Here is an 18,553-nt window from a genome sequence, read left to right as displayed (position 1 = left end):
ACGCAAAAAGGCGCCGGCTGCCCTGCTTGCTAGGCAAGCGGGGCAACACGGCGCCTTTGTCGTGAAGTTTTGCGGGCTGTCGACGTTGATAGCCCTGGATGGAGGTGAAACAGCAATTTATGGGCCAGCTGTGCGCCCCTTTCGCGGGCATGCCCGCTCCCACAGGGATATCACAAGGCCTGAGAGCGGTGCTGCACCTATGGGAGCGGGCGTGCCCGCGAAGAGGCCGGTACAGGCTATGCACCATGCAATGGCAACCCCACACCCCATGGCGCTATGCTGGGGCACATTCCAGCACGAGCCACTGCCCTCCGCCCATGTCCCAGGTGATTATCAAGACCCCCACCCAACTCGACCTGATGCGCCGCGCCGGCCAGCTGCTTGCCCAGGTGTTCGCCGACCTCGACAGCTTCATCCGCCCCGGCGTGACTACCATGCAGATCAACGACCGCGCCGAGGCGTTCATCGTCGGCACGCTCAAGGCTCGCCCGGCGAGCAAGGGCCAGTATGGCTTCCCCTATTCGCTCAACACCTCGGTGGACCATGTGGTGTGCCATGGAATGCCCAAGGTCGGTGAAGTGCTGAAAGAAGGCTCGATCATCAACGTCGACATCACCCTGGAACAAGGCGGCTATATCGCCGACTCGTCGAAGATGTACAGCATCGGGCCGATCAGCGATGAGGCGCAGCGCCTGATCGACACCACCTATGGCGCGCTATGGAAAGGCATCGAACAGGTACGCCCCGGGGCTACGCTGGGTGATATCGGCCATGCCATCCAGACCCATGCCGAAGCGGCGGGCTACAGCGTCGTGCGTGAGTATTGCGGGCATGGCATTGGCCAGCAGATGCATGAAGGGCCCGAGGTGCTGCACATTGGCCAGCGCGGGATGGGCCTGAAGTTGGAGCCGGGGATGGTGTTTACCATCGAACCGATGATCAACCAGGGCGGACGCGGGACGCGCACGCTGAAGGATGGCTGGACGGTGATTACCCGCGACCACAGCTTGTCGGCGCAGTGGGAGCATACCGTGGCGGTGACCGAGGATGGGGTCGAGGTGCTGACCTTACGGGAAGAAGAGCGTCGCCGCTGAAATTGCTACAGATCCTCTGTGGGAGCGGGTTCACCCGCGAACACCGGCAAAGCCGGTGCCATGCACCGTGTCGCATTCTTCGTGGGTAAACCCGCTCCCACAGGGGCCAGGCAGCGCCTGTTGGTTTTTTGCTCAATGCAGAAACAAAAAAAGCGACCCTAAGGTCGCTTTCTCTGTTACTTCCGGGTGTTCAGTAGGCCCTGGAAGTGGAATATGGCGCAGCGGACGGGACTCGAACCCGCGACCCCCGGCGTGACAGGCCGGTATTCTAACCGACTGAACTACCGCTGCGCTAAACATCGAGTGGTGGGTGATGACGGGATCGAACCGCCGACCCTCTGCTTGTAAGGCAGATGCTCTCCCGGCTGAGCTAATCACCCATGTCTCTCGGTGTGGCGCGCATTCTACGGGCGACTTTCCGCTCTGGCAAGCACTTATCAAACTTTTTGCAAATTTCTCGAAAACACCAAATCACAGGCACAAAAAAAGCGACCCTGAGGTCGCTTTCTCTGTTACTTCCGGGTGTTCAGTAGGCCCTGGAAGTGGAATATGGCGCAGCGGACGGGACTCGAACCCGCGACCCCCGGCGTGACAGGCCGGTATTCTAACCGACTGAACTACCGCTGCGCTAAACATCGAGTGGTGGGTGATGACGGGATCGAACCGCCGACCCTCTGCTTGTAAGGCAGATGCTCTCCCGGCTGAGCTAATCACCCTTCGTCTCGGTGTGGCGCGCATTCTACGGACGGCCCCGTACCCTGGCAAGCACTTTTTAAACTTTTTTCAAAAAAAACCTCAGGTCTTTCAAAGACCTAGCGTTGCCACGTGCATCTTTACATCCAGCCACAGCTACTGGCACTCCGACAGGGTTGGCCTGAGAGCACCGCTCGGAGAATAATGCCCGCCTTATGCATTAAGGAGAGATTGCCCCTCATGTGGTTCAAGAACCTGCTGACCTACCGCCTGACCCAGGAAGTCCCGTTCGAGCCTGAAGCGCTGGAAGCGGCCCTGGCCAGCAAGCCGGCCCGCCCCTGCGCCAGCCAGGAGCTGACCACCTATGGTTTCGTCGCGCCATTCGGCAAGGGCGAAGACGCTCCCCTGGTGCATGTCAGCGGCGAGTACCTGCTGATTGCCGCGCGCAAGGAAGAACGCATCCTGCCCAGCAGCGTGGTCAACGACGCGGTGAAGGAAAAGGTGGAAGAGATCGAGACCGAGCAGATGCGCAAGGTCTATAAAAAGGAACGCGACCAGATCAAGGACGAGATCATCCAGGCCTTCCTGCCGCGCGCGTTCATCCGCCGCTCGATGATCTTCGCCGCCATTGCCCCGCGCCTGGGCGTGATTCTGGTCAACTCGGCCAGCGCCAAGCGTGCCGAAGACCTGTTGTCGACCCTGCGTGAAGTGATGGGCTCGCTGCCGGTGCGCCCGGCCACCGTGAAAATCGCACCGGTTGCCACCATGACCGAGTGGGTCAAGTCGCAGGAAGCTGCCGAAGGCTTCTATGTGCTGGACGAATGCGAACTGCGCGACACCGCCGAAGATGGCGGTATCGTGCGCTGCAAGCGCCAGGACCTGACCGGCGAGGAAATCCAGCTGCACTTGAGCACCGGCAAGGTGGTTACCCAGCTGGCCCTGGCCTGGCAGGACAAGCTGTCGTTCATTCTGGATGACAAGATGGTGATCAAGCGCCTGAAGTTCGAAGAGCTGCTGCAGGAGCAGGCCGAGCAGGATGGTGGCGATGAGGCTGCCCAGCAGTTCGATGCCAGCTTCCAGCTCATGATGATGACCTTTGCCGAATTCCTGCCGGTGCTGTTCGAGGCGCTGGGTGGGGAAGAGATTCCGCAAGGGGTCTGACTGGTTTTGAAATGCCGGTGCTGGCCTTGAAGTGATTTTTGGCAGTGCCGGCCCTTTCGCGGGTGAACCCGCTCCCACAGGTACTGCACAAGATTCGAAGCCTGTGCGGTTCCTGTGGGAGCGGGTTCACCCGCGAAAGGGCCAGTGAAATCAATAACGCTATAAACAGAAAAGGACTTGCCCCATGCGTGCCCTCGCCGCCCTCAGCCGCTTCGTCGGCAATACCTTCGCCCTGTGGGTGCTGGTGTTCGCCGTACTGGCCTTCCTGCAACCGCAATGGTTCATCGCCTTGAAGGTGGCCATCGTGCCGCTGCTGGGCCTGGTGATGTTCGGCATGGGCCTCACCCTCAAGCTCGATGACTTCGCCGCCCTCGCCCGCCAGCCCTGGCGAGTGATGCTGGGGGTGGTCGCGCACTTCGTGATCATGCCGGGCATGGCCTGGCTGTTGTGCCAGCTGTTCCACCTGCCGCCGGAAATTGCCGTGGGCGTGATTCTGGTTGGCTGCTGCCCGAGCGGGACAGCGTCGAACGTGATGGTCTGGCTGTCCCGCGGCGACCTGGCGCTGGCGGTGGCAATTGCCGCGGTGACCACCCTGCTCGCGCCGCTGCTGACCCCTGCGCTGATCTGGTTCCTGGCCTCGGCCTGGCTGCCGGTGTCCTTCATGGACATGTTCTGGTCGATCCTGCAACTGGTGATGCTGCCGATCGTGCTCGGCGTACTGGCCCAGCGGCTGCTTGGCGCGCGGGTGCAGGCGGCGGTGCAGGTGCTGCCGCTGGTGTCGGTGGTGAGTATCGTGATGATCGTGTGCGCGGTGGTGGCGGCCAGCCAGGCGAAAATCGCCGAGTCGGGGCTGCTGATAATGGCGGTGGTGATATTGCACAACAGCTTCGGCTACTTGCTGGGGTACCTGACCGGCAAGCTGTGCAAACTGCCATTGGCACAGCGCAAATCGCTGGCGCTGGAGGTGGGTATGCAGAATTCCGGGCTGGGCGCGGCACTGGCGGCGGCGCATTTTTCGCCGCTGGCGGCGGTGCCGAGTGCGTTGTTCAGCGTTTGGCACAATATTTCCGGGGCGCTGCTGTCGACCTGGTTCCGGCGCATGGGGGAACCTGTGGCAGAAGCTGAAGGTGGGGAGCCGGCCAGGCATTGATGTTGCCTGCACTGGCACTTTCGCGGGCACGCCCGCTCCCACAGAGATCTCCACAATCTTCAGACCTGTGCAGTACCTGTGGGAGCGGGCGTGCCCGCGAAAGGACCGGCACAGGCTTGCCCCTAGGGCTGCAGGTGTGCACCATGTATCCACTGTGAGGACGACCTCACGACGCACCGCGTGACCATTCCGGGGACGGCCCCATCATTCACAACGATGGAGATACACAATGTCCTGGGTCATCCTGTTCTTCGCCGGCCTGTTCGAGGTCGGCTGGGCCGTCGGCCTGAAATACACCGATGGCTTCAGCAAGCCACTGCCCACCGTCCTCACCGTCGCCGCCATGGCCATCAGCCTGGGCCTGCTGGGCCTGGCCATGAAAGAGCTGCCGCTGGGTACCGCCTATGCCATCTGGACCGGTGTTGGCGCTGTCGGCACGGTGATCGCCGGCATCATCCTGTTCGGCGAGTCCATGGCCCTGGTACGCCTGGTCAGCGTGGCGCTGATCGTTACCGGCCTGGTCGGCCTGAAAGTCAGCGCCAGCTAACCCCCCCCTTAGCGCAGGTTGCCGCGCAGGCGGCTGACCTGCTCACGCAAGGCTTCTGGCTGCGCCGCCTCCATCGGGATGGCGGCGCCTGCCACGATGGTCACCCGCGACCACAGGCGCTTGAAAAAGCCCTTGGCCGGGTCACGACTGAAGAAGCTGCCCCACAAACCCTGCAAGGCCAACGGAATGACCGGCACCGGGGTTTCTTCGAGGATGCGGTTGACGCCGCCCTTGAACACATCGATCTCGCCATCCCCGGTCAGCTTGCCTTCAGGGAAGATGCATACCAGCTCGCCATCGGCCAGGTACTCGGCAATACGCGCGAAAGCACATTCGTAGATGGCCAGGTCTTCGTTGCGCCCGGCAATCGGGATGGCGCCTGCGGTGCGGAACACAAAGTTGAGTACCGGCAGGTTGTAGATCTTGTAGTACATGACGAAGCGGATCGGCCGGCGGATCGCCCCACCCAGCAGCAGCGCATCGACAAACGACACGTGGTTGCACACCAGCAGCGCCGCGCCTTCGTCGGGGATGCGTTCGAGGTCGCGGTGCTGAACCCGGTACATCGAATGGCTGAGCAGCCAGATCAGGAAGCGCATGGTGAACTCGGGCACGATCCTGAAGATATAGGCGTTGACCGCGATGTTGAGCAGCGACACCACCAGGAACAGTTGCGGGATGGTCAGCTCGGCCAGGCCCAGCAGGATGATGGTGAGCACTGCCGACACCACCATGAACAGGGCGTTGAGGATGTTGTTGGCAGCGATCACCCGAGCGCGCTGGTCTTCGGCGGTGCGGGCCTGGATGAGTGCGTACAGCGGAACGATGTAGAAGCCGCCGAACACTCCAAGGCCGACGATCGACAGAAGGATCCACCAGGCCTGGCCCATGCCCAACAGCGCCAGCCAGTCATGCGGTGCCGCCGCAGCCGGCACATCGCCGGAGTGCCACCACCAAAGCAGGCCGAACAGGCTCAGCCCGAACGAGCCGAACGGCACCAGGCCGATTTCCACCTTGCGCCCGCTCAGGCGCTCGCACAGCAGCGAACCCAGGGCGATCCCCACAGAGAACAGGGTCAGCACCAGGGTCACCACGGTGCCATCACCGTGCAGCCAGTCCTTGGCATAGGCAGGGATCTGCGTGAGGTAGATGGCACCGACGAACCAGAACCACGAGTTGCCGACGATCGAGCGCGACACCGCCGGCGGCTGCCCAAGGCCCATGCGCAGGATCGCCCACGACTGCCTGAAGATGTTCCAGTCCAGCGACATTTGCGGCGAAGCGGCAGCGGCCCGCGGGATCCAGCGGCTGGCCAGGTAGCCGAGCACGGCGGTGCCGACCACGCCACCGGCCACCACGGTGGCATAGCTGTCGGCCGACATCATCACCCCGGCACCGATGGTGCCGGCAAGGATGGCCAGGAAGGTACCGGTTTCCACCAGCCCGTTGCCGCCGACCAGTTCTTCCTCGCGCAGTGCCTGCGGCAGGATCGAGTACTTCACCGGGCCGAACAGCGCCGAGTGGGTCCCCATGCCGAACAGCGCCACCAGCATCAGCGCCAGGTGGTTGGTGATGAAGCCGAGCGCGCCTACTGCCATGATCGCGATCTCGGCCAGCTTGATGGCCCGGATCAGCGCATCCTTGGCGAACTTCTCGCCAAACTGCCCGCCCAGCGCAGAGAACAGGAAGAACGGCAGGATGAACAGCAGGGCGCACAGGTTGACCCAGATCGAACGGTCACCCTCGCCCAGGCTGAGCTTGAACAGGATCGCCAGGATCAGCGACTGCTTGAACAGGTTGTCGTTGAAGGCACCCAGCGACTGGGTGATGAAAAACGGCAGGAAACGCCGCTTGCCGAGCAAGGTGAATTGCGAGGAGTGACTCATCGTCCTTGGTCCTGAGGGCTTTTCAATTGGAGGCGCGCCGGGCGCGACAAGCCACAAATCTGCATGGGAAATGCGCTGGCTGGCAAGCGCTCAAGGAGTTTGCAGGACTGTACCGGCTCTTTCGCGGGCACGCCCGCTCCCACACGGATATCACATCGCCGCACCTGTGGGAGCGGGCGTGCCCGCGAAAGGCCTGCGCAGCAAGCCTCTGTTGGCATATGCTGGCGCCCGGCAAAACAGAACAACAAGGATGTGGTCATGCTCGCCGCCATAAAACGCTACCCGCACACCGTACGCCTGCTGCTCACCACCACCTTCACCCTTACCGTCGCTCGCGCCCTTACCCTGCCCTACCTGGTGGTGTACCTGGCCGACAACTTCCAGCTGCCAATCAGCCAGATCGGCCTGCTGATCGGTGGTGCGCTGATCATCGCCTCGCTGCTGAGCCTGTATGGCGGCCACCTGGTGGATACCTTGCGCAACCACACACTGGTCAGCGCCAGCACCCTGCTGTTTGCCGCGGCCTTCATCGGCGCGGTCGTCAGCAATTCGGCGCTGCTGTTCTTTCTCTGCCTGGTACTGATCAACCTGGCCCTGGCAGTGGTCGACATCGCCGCCAAGGCGGGCTTCTGCGCGTTGCTGCCGGTGGAGGAACGGGCCGAGGTGTTCGCCATCAAGTACACCCTCAGCAACGTCGGCTACGCCGCCGGCCCGCTGCTGGGCGTGGCCATGCTGGAGCTGAACGACCATATGCCGTTCATCGCCTCCGCCCTGCTCGGCCTGGCTATGTGCCTGGCCTACTGGCGCCTGGGTGACCGCAGCCTGCAAGCCAATGCGCCGGACAAGCCCGGGGCCGGCTTTGGCCAGGTGGCGCTGGGGCTGGCCCGTGACCGGCGGCTGGTATGCTTCACCCTGGGCGGGGTGCTGAGCGCGGTGGTATTCGGCCAGTTCACCGCCTACCTGTCGCAGTACCTGGTGGTGACCAGCAGCCCGGCCGAGGCGGCGCGCCTGATCGGTTACCTGGTGACCACCAACGCAGTGACGGTGATTGCCCTGCAGTACCTGATCGGTCGCCGCATCAGCCGCCAGCGCCTGATCCCCTGGTTGCTGGCCGGCATGGGCCTGTTCATCGCCGGGCTGCTGGGCTTTGCCCTGGCCGGTTCGGCGCTGGCGTGGTGCCTGGCGATGCTGGTGTTCACCCTGGGCGAGATCATCGTGATCCCGGCCGAGTACATGTTCATCGACCTGATCGCGCCGGAGCACTTGCGTGGGGTGTATTACGGTGCGCAGAACCTGTCCAACCTCGGCGCGGCGCTGGGGCCGGTGATGGTGGGGTTTGCCCTGGTGCATCTGTGGCCAGGGGCGATCTTCTACCTGCTGGTGTTGTCGGTGATACTGGCGGGGGTGTTTTATTGGCTGGGTACCCGCAAAGGATGATGTCTGCTCTGCTGGTCTCCTCGCGGGTGAACCCGCTCCCACAGGAACAGCGCCCCTTTCGAAGCCTGTGCAGTAACTGTGGGAGCGGGTTCACCCGCGAAAGGGCCGGCACAGGTTAAAGAGAACCCTGCGACCACCTGCCACTGCGACCATCGTCTGCGCTGACGAAGCGGCACCTGCGTGCCAGACTGATTGATCGGGACCGCGTTATCTTTTTGCTTCGGAGTATTCATGTCGTTGTCCAGCGGGCTGATCGCCGTGGTCGCCCTGGCCTATATGGCCATCATGTTCGCCATCGCCTTCTACGGCGACCGCCGCAGCACGCCGTTGCCGCCGAAGCTGCGTGCCTGGGTGTACAGCCTGTCGCTGGCCGTGTACTGCACCAGCTGGACCTTCTTCGGCGCGGTCGGCCAGGCCGCCGAACAGCTCTGGGCATTCCTGCCGATCTACCTTGGCCCGGTGCTGCTGCTGATCTTCGCGCCCTGGGTGCTGCAGAAGATGGTGCTGATCAGCAAGCAGCAGAACATCACCTCGATCGCCGACTTCATCGCCGCGCGCTACGGCAAGTCACAGTCCCTGGCAGTGGTCGTGGCGCTGATCTGCCTGATCGGTGTGCTGCCGTACATCGCTTTGCAGCTCAAGGGGATCGTGCTGGGCGTTAACCTGCTGATCGGCGCCAATGCCGACGCTACCGGCACCCGCGTGCAGGACACCGCGCTGGTGGTGTCGCTGGTACTGGCACTGTTCGCCATCGTCTTCGGTACCCGTAGCCTGGACGTGACCGAACACCACCGTGGCATGGTCCTGGCGATTGCCTTCGAATCGCTGATCAAGCTGCTGGCCTTCCTCGCCGTAGGCATCTTCATCGTCTTCAACCTGTATGACGGCTTCGACGACCTGTTCAGCCAGGCCCGCCAGTCGATCCACCTGCAGGACTATTGGCAGGAAACCATCAACTGGCCGTCGATGGTGGTGCAGACCGCCGTGGCGATGATGGCGATCATCTGCCTGCCACGGCAATTCCACGTCACCGTGGTGGAAAACATCGAACCCCAGGACATGCGCCTGGCACGCTGGGTATTCCCGATGTACCTGGCGCTCGCCGCGCTGTTCGTGGTGCCGATCGCGCTGGCCGGGCAGATGCTGCTGCCGGGCACGGTAATCTCCGATTCGTTCGTCATCAGCCTGCCGCTGGCCGAGGCACACCCGAGCCTGGCCCTGCTGGCATTCATCGGTGGAGCCTCGGCGGCCACCGGCATGGTCATCGTCGAGGCCGTGGCGCTGTCGACCATGGTCTCCAACGACATGCTGCTGCCCTGGCTGCTGCGCCGTACCAACGCCGAGCGGCCGTTCGAGGCGTTCCGCCACTGGATGCTCTCGGTACGCCGGGTGACCATCGTGGTGATCCTGCTGCTGGCGTATGTCAGCTATCGTCTGCTGGGCTCCACCGCCAGCCTGGCGACCATCGGCCAGATCGCCTTTGCCGCCGTGACCCAGCTGACCCCGGCCATGCTCGGTGCACTGTACTGGAAACAGGCCAACCGCCGCGGTGTGTTCGCCGGCCTGGCCGCAGGTATTTTCCTGTGGTTCTACACCTTGGTGCTGCCGATTGCCGCGCACAGCGTGGGCTGGTCGCTGCAGCTGTTCCCAGGGTTGGCGTGGCTGCACGGCAACCCGCTGAACCTGCCGATCAGCCCGCTTACCCAGGGCGTGGTGCTGTCGCTGGCGGGCAACTTCACCCTGTTCGCCTGGGTTTCGGTGCTGTCGCGCACGCGGGTGTCCGAGCATTGGCAGGCAGGCCGCTTCATCGGCCAGCAGACCAGCGCCAGGCCCAGCAGCAAGCCGCTGCTGGCGGTGCAGATCGACGACCTGCTGACCCTGGCCTCGCGCTTTGTCGGCGAAGAACGCGCCCGGCAGAGCTTCATCCGCTTCGCCTACCGCCAGGGCAAGGGCTTCAACCCCAACCAGAACGCCGATGGCGACTGGATCGAACACACCGAACGCCTGCTGGCCGGCGTGCTCGGCACCTCGTCGACCCGCGCCGTGGTCAAGGCCGCCATCGAAGGCCGCGACATGCAGCTGGAAGACGTGGTGCGTATTGCCGACGAAGCCAGCGAGGTGCTGCAGTTCAACCGCGCCCTGCTGCAAGGGGCCATCGAGAACATCAACCAGGGCATCAGCGTGGTCGACCAGAACCTGCACCTGGTGGCCTGGAACCGCCGTTACCTGGAACTGTTCAACTACCCCGACGGGCTGATCAGCGTGGGCCGGCCGATCGCCGACATCATCCGCTACAACGCCGAGCGTGGCCTGTGCGGCCCGGGCGAGGCGCAGGTGCATGTGGCGCGGCGCCTGCACTGGATGCGCCAGGGCCGTGCGCACTCTTCCGAGCGCTTGTTCCCCAATGGCCGGGTGATCGAACTGATCGGCAACCCGATGCCGGGCGGCGGTTTCGTCATGAGCTTCACCGACATCACCCCGTTCCGCGAGGCCGAGCAGGCCCTGCGCGATGCCAACGAAAGCTTGGAACAACGGGTGGCGGAACGCACTCAAGAGCTGTCGCAGCTAAACCAGGCGTTGTCCGAAGCCAAGAGCCGTGCCGAAGCGGTGAGCCAGTCCAAGACCCGTTTCCTGGCTGCGGTAAGCCATGACCTGATGCAGCCGCTGAACGCCGCCCGGCTGTTCTCCGCTGCCTTGTCGCAGCAAGCCGAGGGCATGAATGAAGAGGCCCGGCAACTGGTGCAGCACATGGACAGCTCGCTGCGCTCGGCTGAAGAGCTGATCAGCGACCTGCTGGATATCTCGCGCCTGGAAAACGGCAAGATCACCCCGGATACCAAGCCCTTTGCCCTCAACGAACTGTTCGACACCCTGGGCGCCGAATTCAAGGTGCTGGCCGCCGAGAAGGGCCTTGAGTTCCGCCTGCGCGGCAGTCGCCTGCGGGTGGACAGCGACATGAAACTGCTGCGCCGGGTGCTGCAGAACTTCCTGACCAACGCCCTGCGCTATGGCAAGAGCCCGATCCTGCTGGGCGCACGGCGCCAGGGTGAACAGTTGTGGCTTGAGGTGTGGGACCGTGGCCCGGGCATCGCCGACGACAAGCTGCAGGTGATCTTCCAGGAGTTCAAGCGCCTGGACAGCCACCAGACCCGCGCCGAGAAGGGGCTGGGCCTGGGCCTGGCGATCGCCGACGGCCTGTGCCGTGTGCTGGGACACAAGCTGGAGGTGCGCTCATGGCCGGGCAAGGGCACGGTGTTCCGCGTCAGCGTACCGATTGCCCGGCAGGCCGCCACGGCGCCCACCGCCCCGGTGGAACAGGTCGGCCAGCCACTTGCCGGGCTGCAGGTGCTCTGCGTGGACAACGAAGACAGCATCCTGATCGGCATGAACAGCCTGCTCAGCCGCTGGGGTTGCCAGGTGTGGACCGCGCGCAACCGTGCCGAATGCGAAGCCCTGCTGACCAAGGGCATGCGCCCGCACCTTGCACTGGTGGACTACCACCTGGACGACGGCGAGACCGGTACAGGGCTGATGGGCTGGCTACGCGCGCGCCTGGGTGAGCCGGTGCCGGGCGTGGTAATCAGTGCCGACGGCAGCAAGGAAACCATCGCCATGGTGCATGCCTCTGGCCTGGACTACCTGGCCAAGCCGGTCAAGCCGGCGGCCCTGCGCGCCATGCTCAATCGCCATCTGAGCCTGGTTCAGTAAGCGCTTCGTCCGGCAACGCCTCGTCGGAAAGCGCCCGCTCCAGCAGGTCGGCCGGCAGGCTCTTGCTGGCGCGGGCGCCCAGCAGCTTCAGCTGTTCGCTGCGGCTGACCAGGTTGCCGCGCCCTTCACACAGCTTGTTGCGCGCGGCGGCATAGGCCTTGTCCACCTGCTGCAGGCGGCTGCCCAACTCGTCCAGGTCCTGGATGAACAGCACGAACTTGTCGTACAGCCAGCCGGCGCGCTCGGCGATCTCGCGGGCGTTCTGGCCCTGGCGTTCCTGCTTCCACAGGCTGTCGATCACCCGCAAGGTGGCTAGCAAGGTGGTCGGGCTGACGATCACTATCTGCCGGTCGAAGGCTTCCTGGAACAGGTTCGGCTCCGCCTGCAGGGCTGCCGAGAAGGCGGCCTCGATCGGCACGAACAGCAGCACGAAATCCAGGCTGTGCAGGCCCTCGAGGCGGTTGTAGTCCTTGCTCGACAGGCCTTTGACGTGGCTGCGCAGTGACTGCACATGCTGCTTGAGCGCGGCCTCGTCGTTGCCGGCGACGAACTGCTGGTAGGCGGTGAGGCTGACCTTGGCATCCACCACTACCTGCTTGTCGCCGGGCAGCATGATCAGCACATCAGGCTGGAAGCGCTCGCCATCGGCGCTCTTGAGGCTGACCTGGGTCTGGTATTCGCGGCCCTTTTCCAGGCCGGCATGCTCCAGTACCCGCTCCAGGATCAGCTCCCCCCAGTTGCCCTGGGTTTTCTGGCCCTTCAGCGCCTGGGTCAGGTTGGTAGCTTCGTCGGACAGGCGCAGGTTGAGTTGCTGCAGGCGCTCCAGCTCCTTGCCCAGCGAGAAGCGCTCGCGGGCTTCCTGCTGGTAGCTTTCCTCCACACGTTTTTCGAAGGCCTGGATGCGCTCCTTGAGCGGGTCGAGCAACTGGCCGAGGTGCTGCTGGCTGGTCTGGGCGAAGCGCTGCTCGCGCTCGTCGAAGATCTTGGTAGCCATGTCGGCGAATTGAGCGCGCAGTGTGTCGCGGGCTTCCTGCAGGTCTTCCAGACGCTGTTGGTGGCTTTCCTGCTGCTCGCGCAGTTCGGCGTCCAGGCGTGCGGTCTGGGCCTCCAGGCGGCGCAGTTCGGCTTCGCGGTTGGCACGCTCGAGGTTCCAGGCGTGGGCGGCGTCACGGGCGTTGTCGCGGTCGATCTGCAGCAGTTCCAGCTCACGGCCCAGGGCGGCCAGCTGGGTCTGCTTGACGGTGTTGGCTTCGCTGAGGTCGCTGACCTCGTCGCGGCTGGCGTCCAGTTGCGCCTGCAGGCCGGCCAGGGCCAGTTGGGCAGCATTGAGGCGCTCTTCGAGCAAGGCCTGCTCGCCTTGCCGCGCGCCCTGGCGGCGCTGCACCTGCATGACCCAACCCAGGCAAGGTACTGCACCTGCCACCAAGCCCAGCAGAATGCTGGCCAGATCCACTGTCATGCTTACCCCGAATGATCCTGGATGAATGCATCGCAGCTTATCAGCCTGAGCGGTGTGTTGCCTGCTCCGGCCTTTTCGCGGGTTCACCCACGAAGAGGCCACTGCTGGCAATATACCTCAGGCATGGAACCACTGCCTCAAAAGCCGCCGCGCCTCCTGCGACCCCTGTCCCGCCGCCAGCTCCAGCCAGTACCGAGCCTGCTCCGGCTCGCTGTGCTGGCACAGCCGCGCAAACTCCAGCTGCGCACGCCGGTCACCAGCACGGGCGGCCTGGCGCAGCAGTTCATGGCCAATACGCCGGTCACGGGCATTGCCGCAATCGCGGCACAACATCTGCCCCAGGCGGCTTTGCGCCACGACCACGCCCTGACGCGCCGGCTGTTTCAACAGGCGCCCGGCAAGGTGCTTGACCTGCGGCTTGTCACCCAGGCGCGGGTTATCGAGCAGCCACAAAGCCACTTTGAGGGAGAACCGTTTGGGGGGAGGCGCAGGCATTGATGCAGCGGGGCTGGCGAGGGGTTTACCGCGAAACTTCATGAGCAACAGGTTTGGCAACTCGAAAGGCGCGCCACTCTACCCTTTTTCTTGCGCCTTGGCCTTTCTATTTCCGGAGGATTGAAAAAATTTTCAATGATCTTTTCTTGACGTTTTCAAGAGGATGACCAATAGGTCTTTCGGAGCACGTCGATTGTCGGACAGTACAATGTAGTGCTGGCACGCCCGTCCTAGAGCAAGCGCCGGGGACAATCCACAGTTCCTGTGGATAACTCGGTGGACAACCCCCTCCCATCCCCCGCAAACCCCTATGAACTGGGGCTTTCGCTCAAACTGACGATTTTTTCACCAGCTAAAAATAGTGTTTTTTTTCATTGACTTAACCGCCCAGTCAAGGCATTGGCGAGGCTGCCGCAGCGTGCTGCGAGGCAGTTGCAAGCAATGCTCCGAATGTGAACAAGTGCACCATAAACCTTCATTTGAGTGCACGAAATCGGTACATCAGCCTGGATGCGGGCCTTTTGCTCCCTCTTCCCAGCAGGGCAAATACGCGCCATACTGCCCGGCTAAGCTGAACAAACATGAAATGCTTGCCAAGCACCGGTATTTCCGCTAAGGTGCGTCTCGTTAGTACCAAGCTGAAAGTCAATTCTGGCCTGAAGCGTCCTTGCAGAACCGCTCCTCCCAAGGGTGGCGCTGCTGAAACTAGGACCGGCCCATTCGATGATTCACTCGCAAGCCACGCGCTGCTCAAGCACGAATCACGTGACAGATTGATCAGGATCCCATACCGACGGCCTAGAACCTTGGCCCCGGCGTGCTGCCTGCCTTCCGAAGTACCTACCAGTCAGCCCATGCGCCCACCTTTGAATGCGCTCCCTCTGGCTGCCCTGTTCCAGTCAGGTTCGTTCGTCCCTTAATAAAGGCGTCACTGGAACGTTTCTATCATGCACGGATCATAACCCCCGTGTTTAAAGCAGGAACATCCAACAATATGCAAACTCATCATCAGATTCAGGCTGCCATTGGCACCCTCTCCCAGGCCTTCTCGCCGTTGAAGTGCCTCATCGTTGCCCCACGCAAGGGCAGCTTCAGCTTCACCCTGGTAGACGAACACGGCGTCGCTTGCCACACCGAGCGCCTGTACCCTGAACAGTACAGCCGCAGTGAACCGCTGCAGGCGGTCATCGCCCGAACCCGCCAGTCGCTCACCGCGTGAGCGGCGAATACTGCGGTATTCAAGCGCTGAATCATCCCATCGCAAGCCTGCCTGAACGTTCATGGCGTAATTGCCTTAAGGCATATAGCCCGGTACGTCAGGCAGCAATCGATTTAAAAACAGCCCTTTACACCACGATTATCACACTACACTTCAACTCGAGCGGTGCTTGCCGCTTCCGGCGGGCCTGATCACTTACCAGCTGCCAAGCTCCAGCGCCCGTCCGGCCCTTAACTGCTCGAGGGCATCATGGGTATCGCGGCGAATGAATTGTGTCAGTATGTGATCCGACCTACCCTGGTCTACCTGAACCGTCACTGCGCCAGCGCCGAAGCCTTGTTGCTGGGCATCGCCGCCAGCCAGTCGGCCCTGGGGTCGGCCTTGCACGACCGTCGTGGGCATGGCCTGTACCGTATCGGCGAACACCGTCACCAGGCGATCTGGGACGACTACCTTGCCCGTGACCCCGACCTGGCAAGCCTGGTCCGCGGCTTGGCCAGCCAGCATGCCTTCCTGGGCGGCCCGCACCTGGAACTCACCGTAAACCTGCGCTATTCCACCGCAATTGCCTGGATGCTCGTTGAAGAGCAGGCCACGCCACTGCCTGCCGCCGACGACCTTCTCGCACTGGCGCGGATCTGGCGGCAGATTTTCAACCCCCAAGGTCGCCTGCGCGACTTCACCCACGCCTGGCATACCTGCATAGATCAGAGATTGCCGCAGGCATCTTAGGACGCGTCCTACAACGCACCCGGAAAAAAGGGAATTTTGGTCGGATTGTCCTACAAAACTGCTCTATCTCCCGCGATTGAGGCTATAGCGCGGCGCGTGAATTGTTGGTAGCTTTTCGCCCCGGAGATCCCAAGGAGTTTTCTAATAATGAAAAAAGTAATGCTCAAAGCCTCCCTCGGCGTAGCCGTCGCACTCGCTTCCAGCCAACTGCTCGCGAGCGGCTTCGCGCTGAACGAACAGAGCATCAGCAGCATGGGGACAGGTTTCGCGGGACGTTCTTCCTCTGCCGAAGATGCCAGCACCGTTTTTGGCAACCCGGCCGGCATGTCCCGCCTCAAGCGCGAACAGTTCACCGTGGGCGGCGCAGCCGTCATCGCCAAGACCGACATCTCGGGCCCGGGCAGCAATCTCGGGGGGGAAACCGATGGTGATATGGTGCCTGTCGTTGGCGTACCCATGGGTTACTACGTCAAACCGATCGACGACCACTGGAGCGTCGGCTTTGGTGTCTACGTACCGTTCGGCCTGGTAACCGACTATGGCAGCGATGACGCCGCACGTTACTGGGGCAAGAAGAGCCACGTACAGGTTGTCACATTCCAGCCGACCGTCAGCTACGCATTCAACGACAAGGTCTCGATCGGTTTTGGCCCGACCATCAACCGCATCGAGGGGGAACTGGGCTCGAACCTGATCAACCCGTTCACCCCGGGTCGTAATGACGGCGAAGTGAAGATCAAGGGTGACGATACTGCCGTCGGCTACAACATCGGTATCCTGGTACAAGCCACCGACCGCACCCGCGTCGGCCTGACTTACCACTCGATGGTCGACTACAAGCTCGAGGGCAAGACCCGTGTCAGCACCCCGCTGATCGGGCCGTTCAACGGCAACAAGTTCGACGCTACGCTGAAAATCAAGACACCAGAATCGGTCGACCTCTCGGTTACCCATGAACTGGACGACCAGTGGACCCTGTACGCAGGTAGCACCTGGACGCGTTGGAGCCGCCTGAAAGACATTACCGTGCAGAACGATGTTCCGGCACCACTGGCAGGTTCGGCGTTCCAGACCATCACCGAAGAGCAGAACTGGCATGATACCTGGGCTCATGCCATCGGTGCATCGTACAAGGTCAACAAGGAGTGGGTGCTGCGTACCGGCTTCACTGTCGACCAGGCGCCCACCAACAACCACGACCGCTCGCCGCGTATCCCGACTGGCGACCGCCGGATATTCAGCCTGGGTGCAGGCTGGAGCCCGAACGACGACATGACCATCGACGTCGCTTACTCCTACCTGTGGGAAGAGGACGTCAAGGTGAATCTGGCCAGCGCGACCAAGGGCAGCTACCGGGCCAAGTACGAGAACAGTGCTCACGGTATCGGTGCATCCCTTACCTACCGCTTCTGATTCGTACGCGCTATATGAAAAACCGCCCTCGTGGCGGTTTTTTCATGCCTGCACCTGCCAGCTGTCGCCCAGGCATTCGCGCAGGTAGTCCATGAACACACGCACCTTGGTGGTCATGGCGAAGCGGTCGGCCAGGCAAAGGTAGATATCCATCGGTTCGGTCTGGGCATAGGCCTGGCCGCTATCGCTGTATTCGAACAACGGCACCAGCGCCCCGGTGGCCAAATGCGGCCGTACGATGAACTCGGCCAGGCGGGTGATGCCGCCATCGTGCAGTGCCATCTGGGTCAGGGCGTCTATGTCGTCGCTGATCAATACGCTGCCGAACTCTGCCTCGAACCGCAGCCCGTCGCGCATGAACCCCCAACGCAGGAAGCGCCCATCCACCGGGTAGCGGAACACCAGGCAGCGGTGCTCACGCAAGGCCTCGGGCGTGGCCGGCACGCCGGCGCTTTGCAGGTAACCGGGCGAGGCACAGCAAATGAACGGGATACGGGCGATATGCCGGGCCAACAATTGGTCTTCGAGTTGCGGAGCAATGCGCAGGCTCACGTCCACATCCTCCCGGGCGTGGTTGACCCGGCGATCAGTCGTTATCAACTCTATCGAAAGCAGTGGGTAGCGGGCACTGAACGCGGGTATCAATGGCGCCAGCACGTGACGACCGAAGGCGGACGTCGAAGCAATGCACAGCCGCCCTTGGGGCTCACTGTCGGGGGTGGTGACGGCCTGTTCGGCCAAGGCCAGGTCGCGCTCGATGTGCCTGACGCGTTCGTAATACTGGGTGCCAGCGGGTGTCAGCGCCATACTGCGGGTGGTGCGGCTGAGCAGGCGAACCTGCAAGCGGCCTTCCAGTCGCGCCAGGTTCTGGCTGACCGCGGCCGGGCTCAGGCCCAGATTGCGGGCCCCGGCGGCGATGCTGCCGGCTTCGACCACCTTGATGAAGCTGCGAATGGCGTTGAGCAGATCCATGCTGAGCCCTGGATTCGTAAGAATCTCTTTATAAAGAACTCAATGCGGCTGGTCTACAGTTGCTACCGGATGCGTTGCTAACCTGCGCCTCTACTTACCTTTCAGGAGTTCGCATGAGCAACCTGTCCCAGACGCGCAGCCGACGCAAATTGCACCCGGGCGCCACGCCCTATGTTTTTGCCTTCTACATGTCGTCCATCATGGCGCTATTGATGTGTTTCGTGATCACGGCGGCGAATGGGGGGATCAACCCTGAATACCTTGGCAAGGTGCTGAAGGCTTACCAGTTGGCGATGCCTGTGGCGTTCGTTTGTGTGTTGATGGTCAGGCCGGTGGTGGTGCGGTTGGTGGCGATTACGGTGCATTCAAAGTGAGAGTAACCTGAAACCCAGGCAATTCCCCTGCTCTTGCTCTTGCTCTTGCTCTTGCTCTTGCTCTTGCTCTTGATCTTGATCTTGATCTTGATCTTCGCGACTTCAGGAGGCCGAGCAGAGGGCTTGCGGAGGGAGGTGACGGGCATGGATGCCCGTCAAGCGCTGAGGCCCCATGGATGGGGCCTGCAGCGCGTACTCCCGGGAGCAAGACCG

Annotated in this window: 14 protein-coding genes and 4 tRNA genes; 10 read left to right on the top strand and 8 right to left on the bottom strand. The window is 62.6% G+C overall.

Features of this window, described 5'->3' with window-relative positions:
* Nucleotides 1-245: 245 nt before the first annotated feature.
* Nucleotides 246-1,094: a type I methionyl aminopeptidase gene (map, locus tag IRZ77_RS20885; protein WP_196174331.1), complete on the top strand. Its 849-nt coding sequence runs from the start codon at nucleotides 246-248 to the stop codon at nucleotides 1,092-1,094.
* Nucleotides 1,095-1,308: 214 nt separating this feature from the next.
* Here the strand turns inward: map and IRZ77_RS20880 are convergent.
* The 4 genes from IRZ77_RS20880 to IRZ77_RS20865 all read right to left on the bottom strand — a co-directional run bounded on the left by IRZ77_RS20880 (nucleotide 1,309) and on the right by IRZ77_RS20865 (nucleotide 1,810).
* Nucleotides 1,309-1,385: transfer RNA gene (locus IRZ77_RS20880), tRNA-Asp, on the bottom strand.
* Nucleotides 1,386-1,398: 13 nt separating this feature from the next.
* Nucleotides 1,399-1,474 (bottom strand) — tRNA-Val (locus tag IRZ77_RS20875).
* A gap of 170 nt (nucleotides 1,475-1,644) precedes the next feature.
* Nucleotides 1,645-1,721 (bottom strand) — tRNA-Asp (locus IRZ77_RS20870).
* 13 nt (nucleotides 1,722-1,734) lie between these two features.
* Nucleotides 1,735-1,810: transfer RNA gene (locus IRZ77_RS20865), tRNA-Val, on the bottom strand.
* A 217-nt stretch (nucleotides 1,811-2,027) separates the two neighbouring features.
* On the opposite strand from IRZ77_RS20865, the gene rdgC reads away from it, so the two are divergent.
* The 3 genes from rdgC (at nucleotide 2,028) to sugE (ending at nucleotide 4,645) form a co-directional block, all read left to right on the top strand.
* Nucleotides 2,028-2,948 carry a recombination-associated protein RdgC gene (gene rdgC, locus IRZ77_RS20860; RefSeq protein ID WP_013971401.1) on the top strand — a complete coding sequence of 307 codons (921 nt, stop codon included), beginning with the start codon at nucleotides 2,028-2,030 and terminating at the stop codon, nucleotides 2,946-2,948.
* A gap of 184 nt (nucleotides 2,949-3,132) precedes the next feature.
* Nucleotides 3,133-4,098, top strand: a complete 966-nt coding sequence (locus IRZ77_RS20855; RefSeq protein ID WP_108481211.1) for a bile acid:sodium symporter family protein — start codon at nucleotides 3,133-3,135, stop codon at nucleotides 4,096-4,098.
* 229 nt (nucleotides 4,099-4,327) lie between these two features.
* The gene (gene sugE / locus IRZ77_RS20850; RefSeq protein ID WP_046617171.1) at nucleotides 4,328-4,645 is read left to right on the top strand and encodes a quaternary ammonium compound efflux SMR transporter SugE; all 318 of its coding nucleotides are present in this window, start codon (nucleotides 4,328-4,330) and stop codon (nucleotides 4,643-4,645) included.
* A gap of 8 nt (nucleotides 4,646-4,653) precedes the next feature.
* Here sugE and IRZ77_RS20845 read toward each other — a convergent pair whose 3' ends face one another.
* Entirely contained in the window at nucleotides 4,654-6,531 is a 1,878-nt protein-coding gene (locus IRZ77_RS20845) for an MFS transporter (RefSeq protein ID WP_196174329.1), read from the bottom strand.
* Between the two features lie 258 nt (nucleotides 6,532-6,789).
* On the opposite strand from IRZ77_RS20845, the gene IRZ77_RS20840 reads away from it, so the two are divergent.
* The gene (locus IRZ77_RS20840) at nucleotides 6,790-7,968 is read left to right on the top strand and encodes an MFS transporter (protein ID WP_046617169.1); all 1,179 of its coding nucleotides are present in this window, start codon (nucleotides 6,790-6,792) and stop codon (nucleotides 7,966-7,968) included.
* Nucleotides 7,969-8,199: 231 nt separating this feature from the next.
* Nucleotides 8,200-11,676 carry a hybrid sensor histidine kinase/response regulator gene (locus IRZ77_RS20835; RefSeq protein ID WP_046617168.1) on the top strand — a complete coding sequence of 1,159 codons (3,477 nt, stop codon included), beginning with the start codon at nucleotides 8,200-8,202 and terminating at the stop codon, nucleotides 11,674-11,676.
* Here the strand turns inward: IRZ77_RS20835 and rmuC are convergent.
* Together rmuC and IRZ77_RS20825 are read right to left on the bottom strand one after the other, a co-directional pair.
* Nucleotides 11,648-13,021: a DNA recombination protein RmuC gene (gene rmuC, locus IRZ77_RS20830; RefSeq protein ID WP_161797643.1), complete on the bottom strand. Its 1,374-nt coding sequence runs from the start codon at nucleotides 13,019-13,021 to the stop codon at nucleotides 11,648-11,650. The two genes, IRZ77_RS20835 and rmuC, sit on opposite strands and share 29 nt — an antisense overlap.
* 231 nt (nucleotides 13,022-13,252) lie before the next feature.
* Nucleotides 13,253-13,672 (bottom strand): tetratricopeptide repeat protein, encoded by a 420-nt coding sequence (locus tag IRZ77_RS20825; protein ID WP_046617173.1) that lies wholly within the window; start codon nucleotides 13,670-13,672, stop codon nucleotides 13,253-13,255.
* Between the two features lie 952 nt (nucleotides 13,673-14,624).
* On the opposite strand from IRZ77_RS20825, the gene IRZ77_RS20820 reads away from it, so the two are divergent.
* The 3 genes from IRZ77_RS20820 (at nucleotide 14,625) to IRZ77_RS20810 (ending at nucleotide 16,994) form a co-directional block, all read left to right on the top strand.
* The gene (locus IRZ77_RS20820) at nucleotides 14,625-14,849 is read left to right on the top strand and encodes a hypothetical protein (RefSeq protein WP_003257337.1); all 225 of its coding nucleotides are present in this window, start codon (nucleotides 14,625-14,627) and stop codon (nucleotides 14,847-14,849) included.
* A 249-nt stretch (nucleotides 14,850-15,098) separates the two neighbouring features.
* A complete protein-coding gene (locus IRZ77_RS20815) occupies nucleotides 15,099-15,581 on the top strand; it encodes a hypothetical protein (RefSeq protein WP_025338041.1) in 483 nt (160 codons plus the stop codon).
* A 147-nt stretch (nucleotides 15,582-15,728) separates the two neighbouring features.
* The gene (locus IRZ77_RS20810; RefSeq protein ID WP_046617166.1) at nucleotides 15,729-16,994 is read left to right on the top strand and encodes an OmpP1/FadL family transporter; all 1,266 of its coding nucleotides are present in this window, start codon (nucleotides 15,729-15,731) and stop codon (nucleotides 16,992-16,994) included.
* Nucleotides 16,995-17,036: 42 nt separating this feature from the next.
* On the opposite strand, the gene IRZ77_RS20805 is transcribed toward IRZ77_RS20810, so the two are convergent.
* On the bottom strand, nucleotides 17,037-17,966 hold the full coding sequence (locus tag IRZ77_RS20805; RefSeq protein WP_196174327.1) for a LysR family transcriptional regulator: 930 nt from the start codon (nucleotides 17,964-17,966) through the stop codon (nucleotides 17,037-17,039).
* A gap of 113 nt (nucleotides 17,967-18,079) precedes the next feature.
* Between IRZ77_RS20805 and IRZ77_RS20800 the strand changes: the two genes are divergently transcribed.
* Nucleotides 18,080-18,340, top strand: a complete 261-nt coding sequence (locus tag IRZ77_RS20800) for a DUF2798 domain-containing protein (RefSeq protein WP_196174325.1) — start codon at nucleotides 18,080-18,082, stop codon at nucleotides 18,338-18,340.
* Nucleotides 18,341-18,553 lie beyond the last annotated feature (213 nt).

It is taken from the genome of Pseudomonas pudica (assembly GCF_015680405.1).
GTDB classification, from domain to species: Bacteria; Pseudomonadota; Gammaproteobacteria; order Pseudomonadales; family Pseudomonadaceae; genus Aquipseudomonas; species Aquipseudomonas pudica.
The sequence above is the reverse complement of the archived record's forward strand: the minus strand, read 5'-3'. Positions and strand labels throughout refer to the sequence as shown.

Bases quoted from the DNA above. Each gene is read 5' to 3' on its own strand.
- map (WP_196174331.1), top strand. From the start codon at position 246: ATGCAATGGCAACCCCACACCCCATGGCGCTATGCTGGGGCACATTCC.
- rdgC (WP_013971401.1), top strand. From the start codon at position 2,028: ATGTGGTTCAAGAACCTGCTGACCTACCGCCTGACCCAGGAAGTCCCG.
- IRZ77_RS20855 (WP_108481211.1), top strand. From the start codon at position 3,133: ATGCGTGCCCTCGCCGCCCTCAGCCGCTTCGTCGGCAATACCTTCGCC.
- sugE (WP_046617171.1), top strand. From the start codon at position 4,328: ATGTCCTGGGTCATCCTGTTCTTCGCCGGCCTGTTCGAGGTCGGCTGG.
- IRZ77_RS20845 (WP_196174329.1), bottom strand. From the start codon at position 6,531: ATGAGTCACTCCTCGCAATTCACCTTGCTCGGCAAGCGGCGTTTCCTG.
- IRZ77_RS20840 (WP_046617169.1), top strand. From the start codon at position 6,790: ATGCTCGCCGCCATAAAACGCTACCCGCACACCGTACGCCTGCTGCTC.
- IRZ77_RS20835 (WP_046617168.1), top strand. From the start codon at position 8,200: ATGTCGTTGTCCAGCGGGCTGATCGCCGTGGTCGCCCTGGCCTATATG.
- IRZ77_RS20825 (WP_046617173.1), bottom strand. From the start codon at position 13,672: ATGAAGTTTCGCGGTAAACCCCTCGCCAGCCCCGCTGCATCAATGCCT.
- IRZ77_RS20820 (WP_003257337.1), top strand. From the start codon at position 14,625: ATGCAAACTCATCATCAGATTCAGGCTGCCATTGGCACCCTCTCCCAG.
- IRZ77_RS20815 (WP_025338041.1), top strand. From the start codon at position 15,099: ATGGGTATCGCGGCGAATGAATTGTGTCAGTATGTGATCCGACCTACC.
- IRZ77_RS20810 (WP_046617166.1), top strand. From the start codon at position 15,729: ATGAAAAAAGTAATGCTCAAAGCCTCCCTCGGCGTAGCCGTCGCACTC.
- IRZ77_RS20805 (WP_196174327.1), bottom strand. From the start codon at position 17,966: ATGGATCTGCTCAACGCCATTCGCAGCTTCATCAAGGTGGTCGAAGCC.
- IRZ77_RS20800 (WP_196174325.1), top strand. From the start codon at position 18,080: ATGAGCAACCTGTCCCAGACGCGCAGCCGACGCAAATTGCACCCGGGC.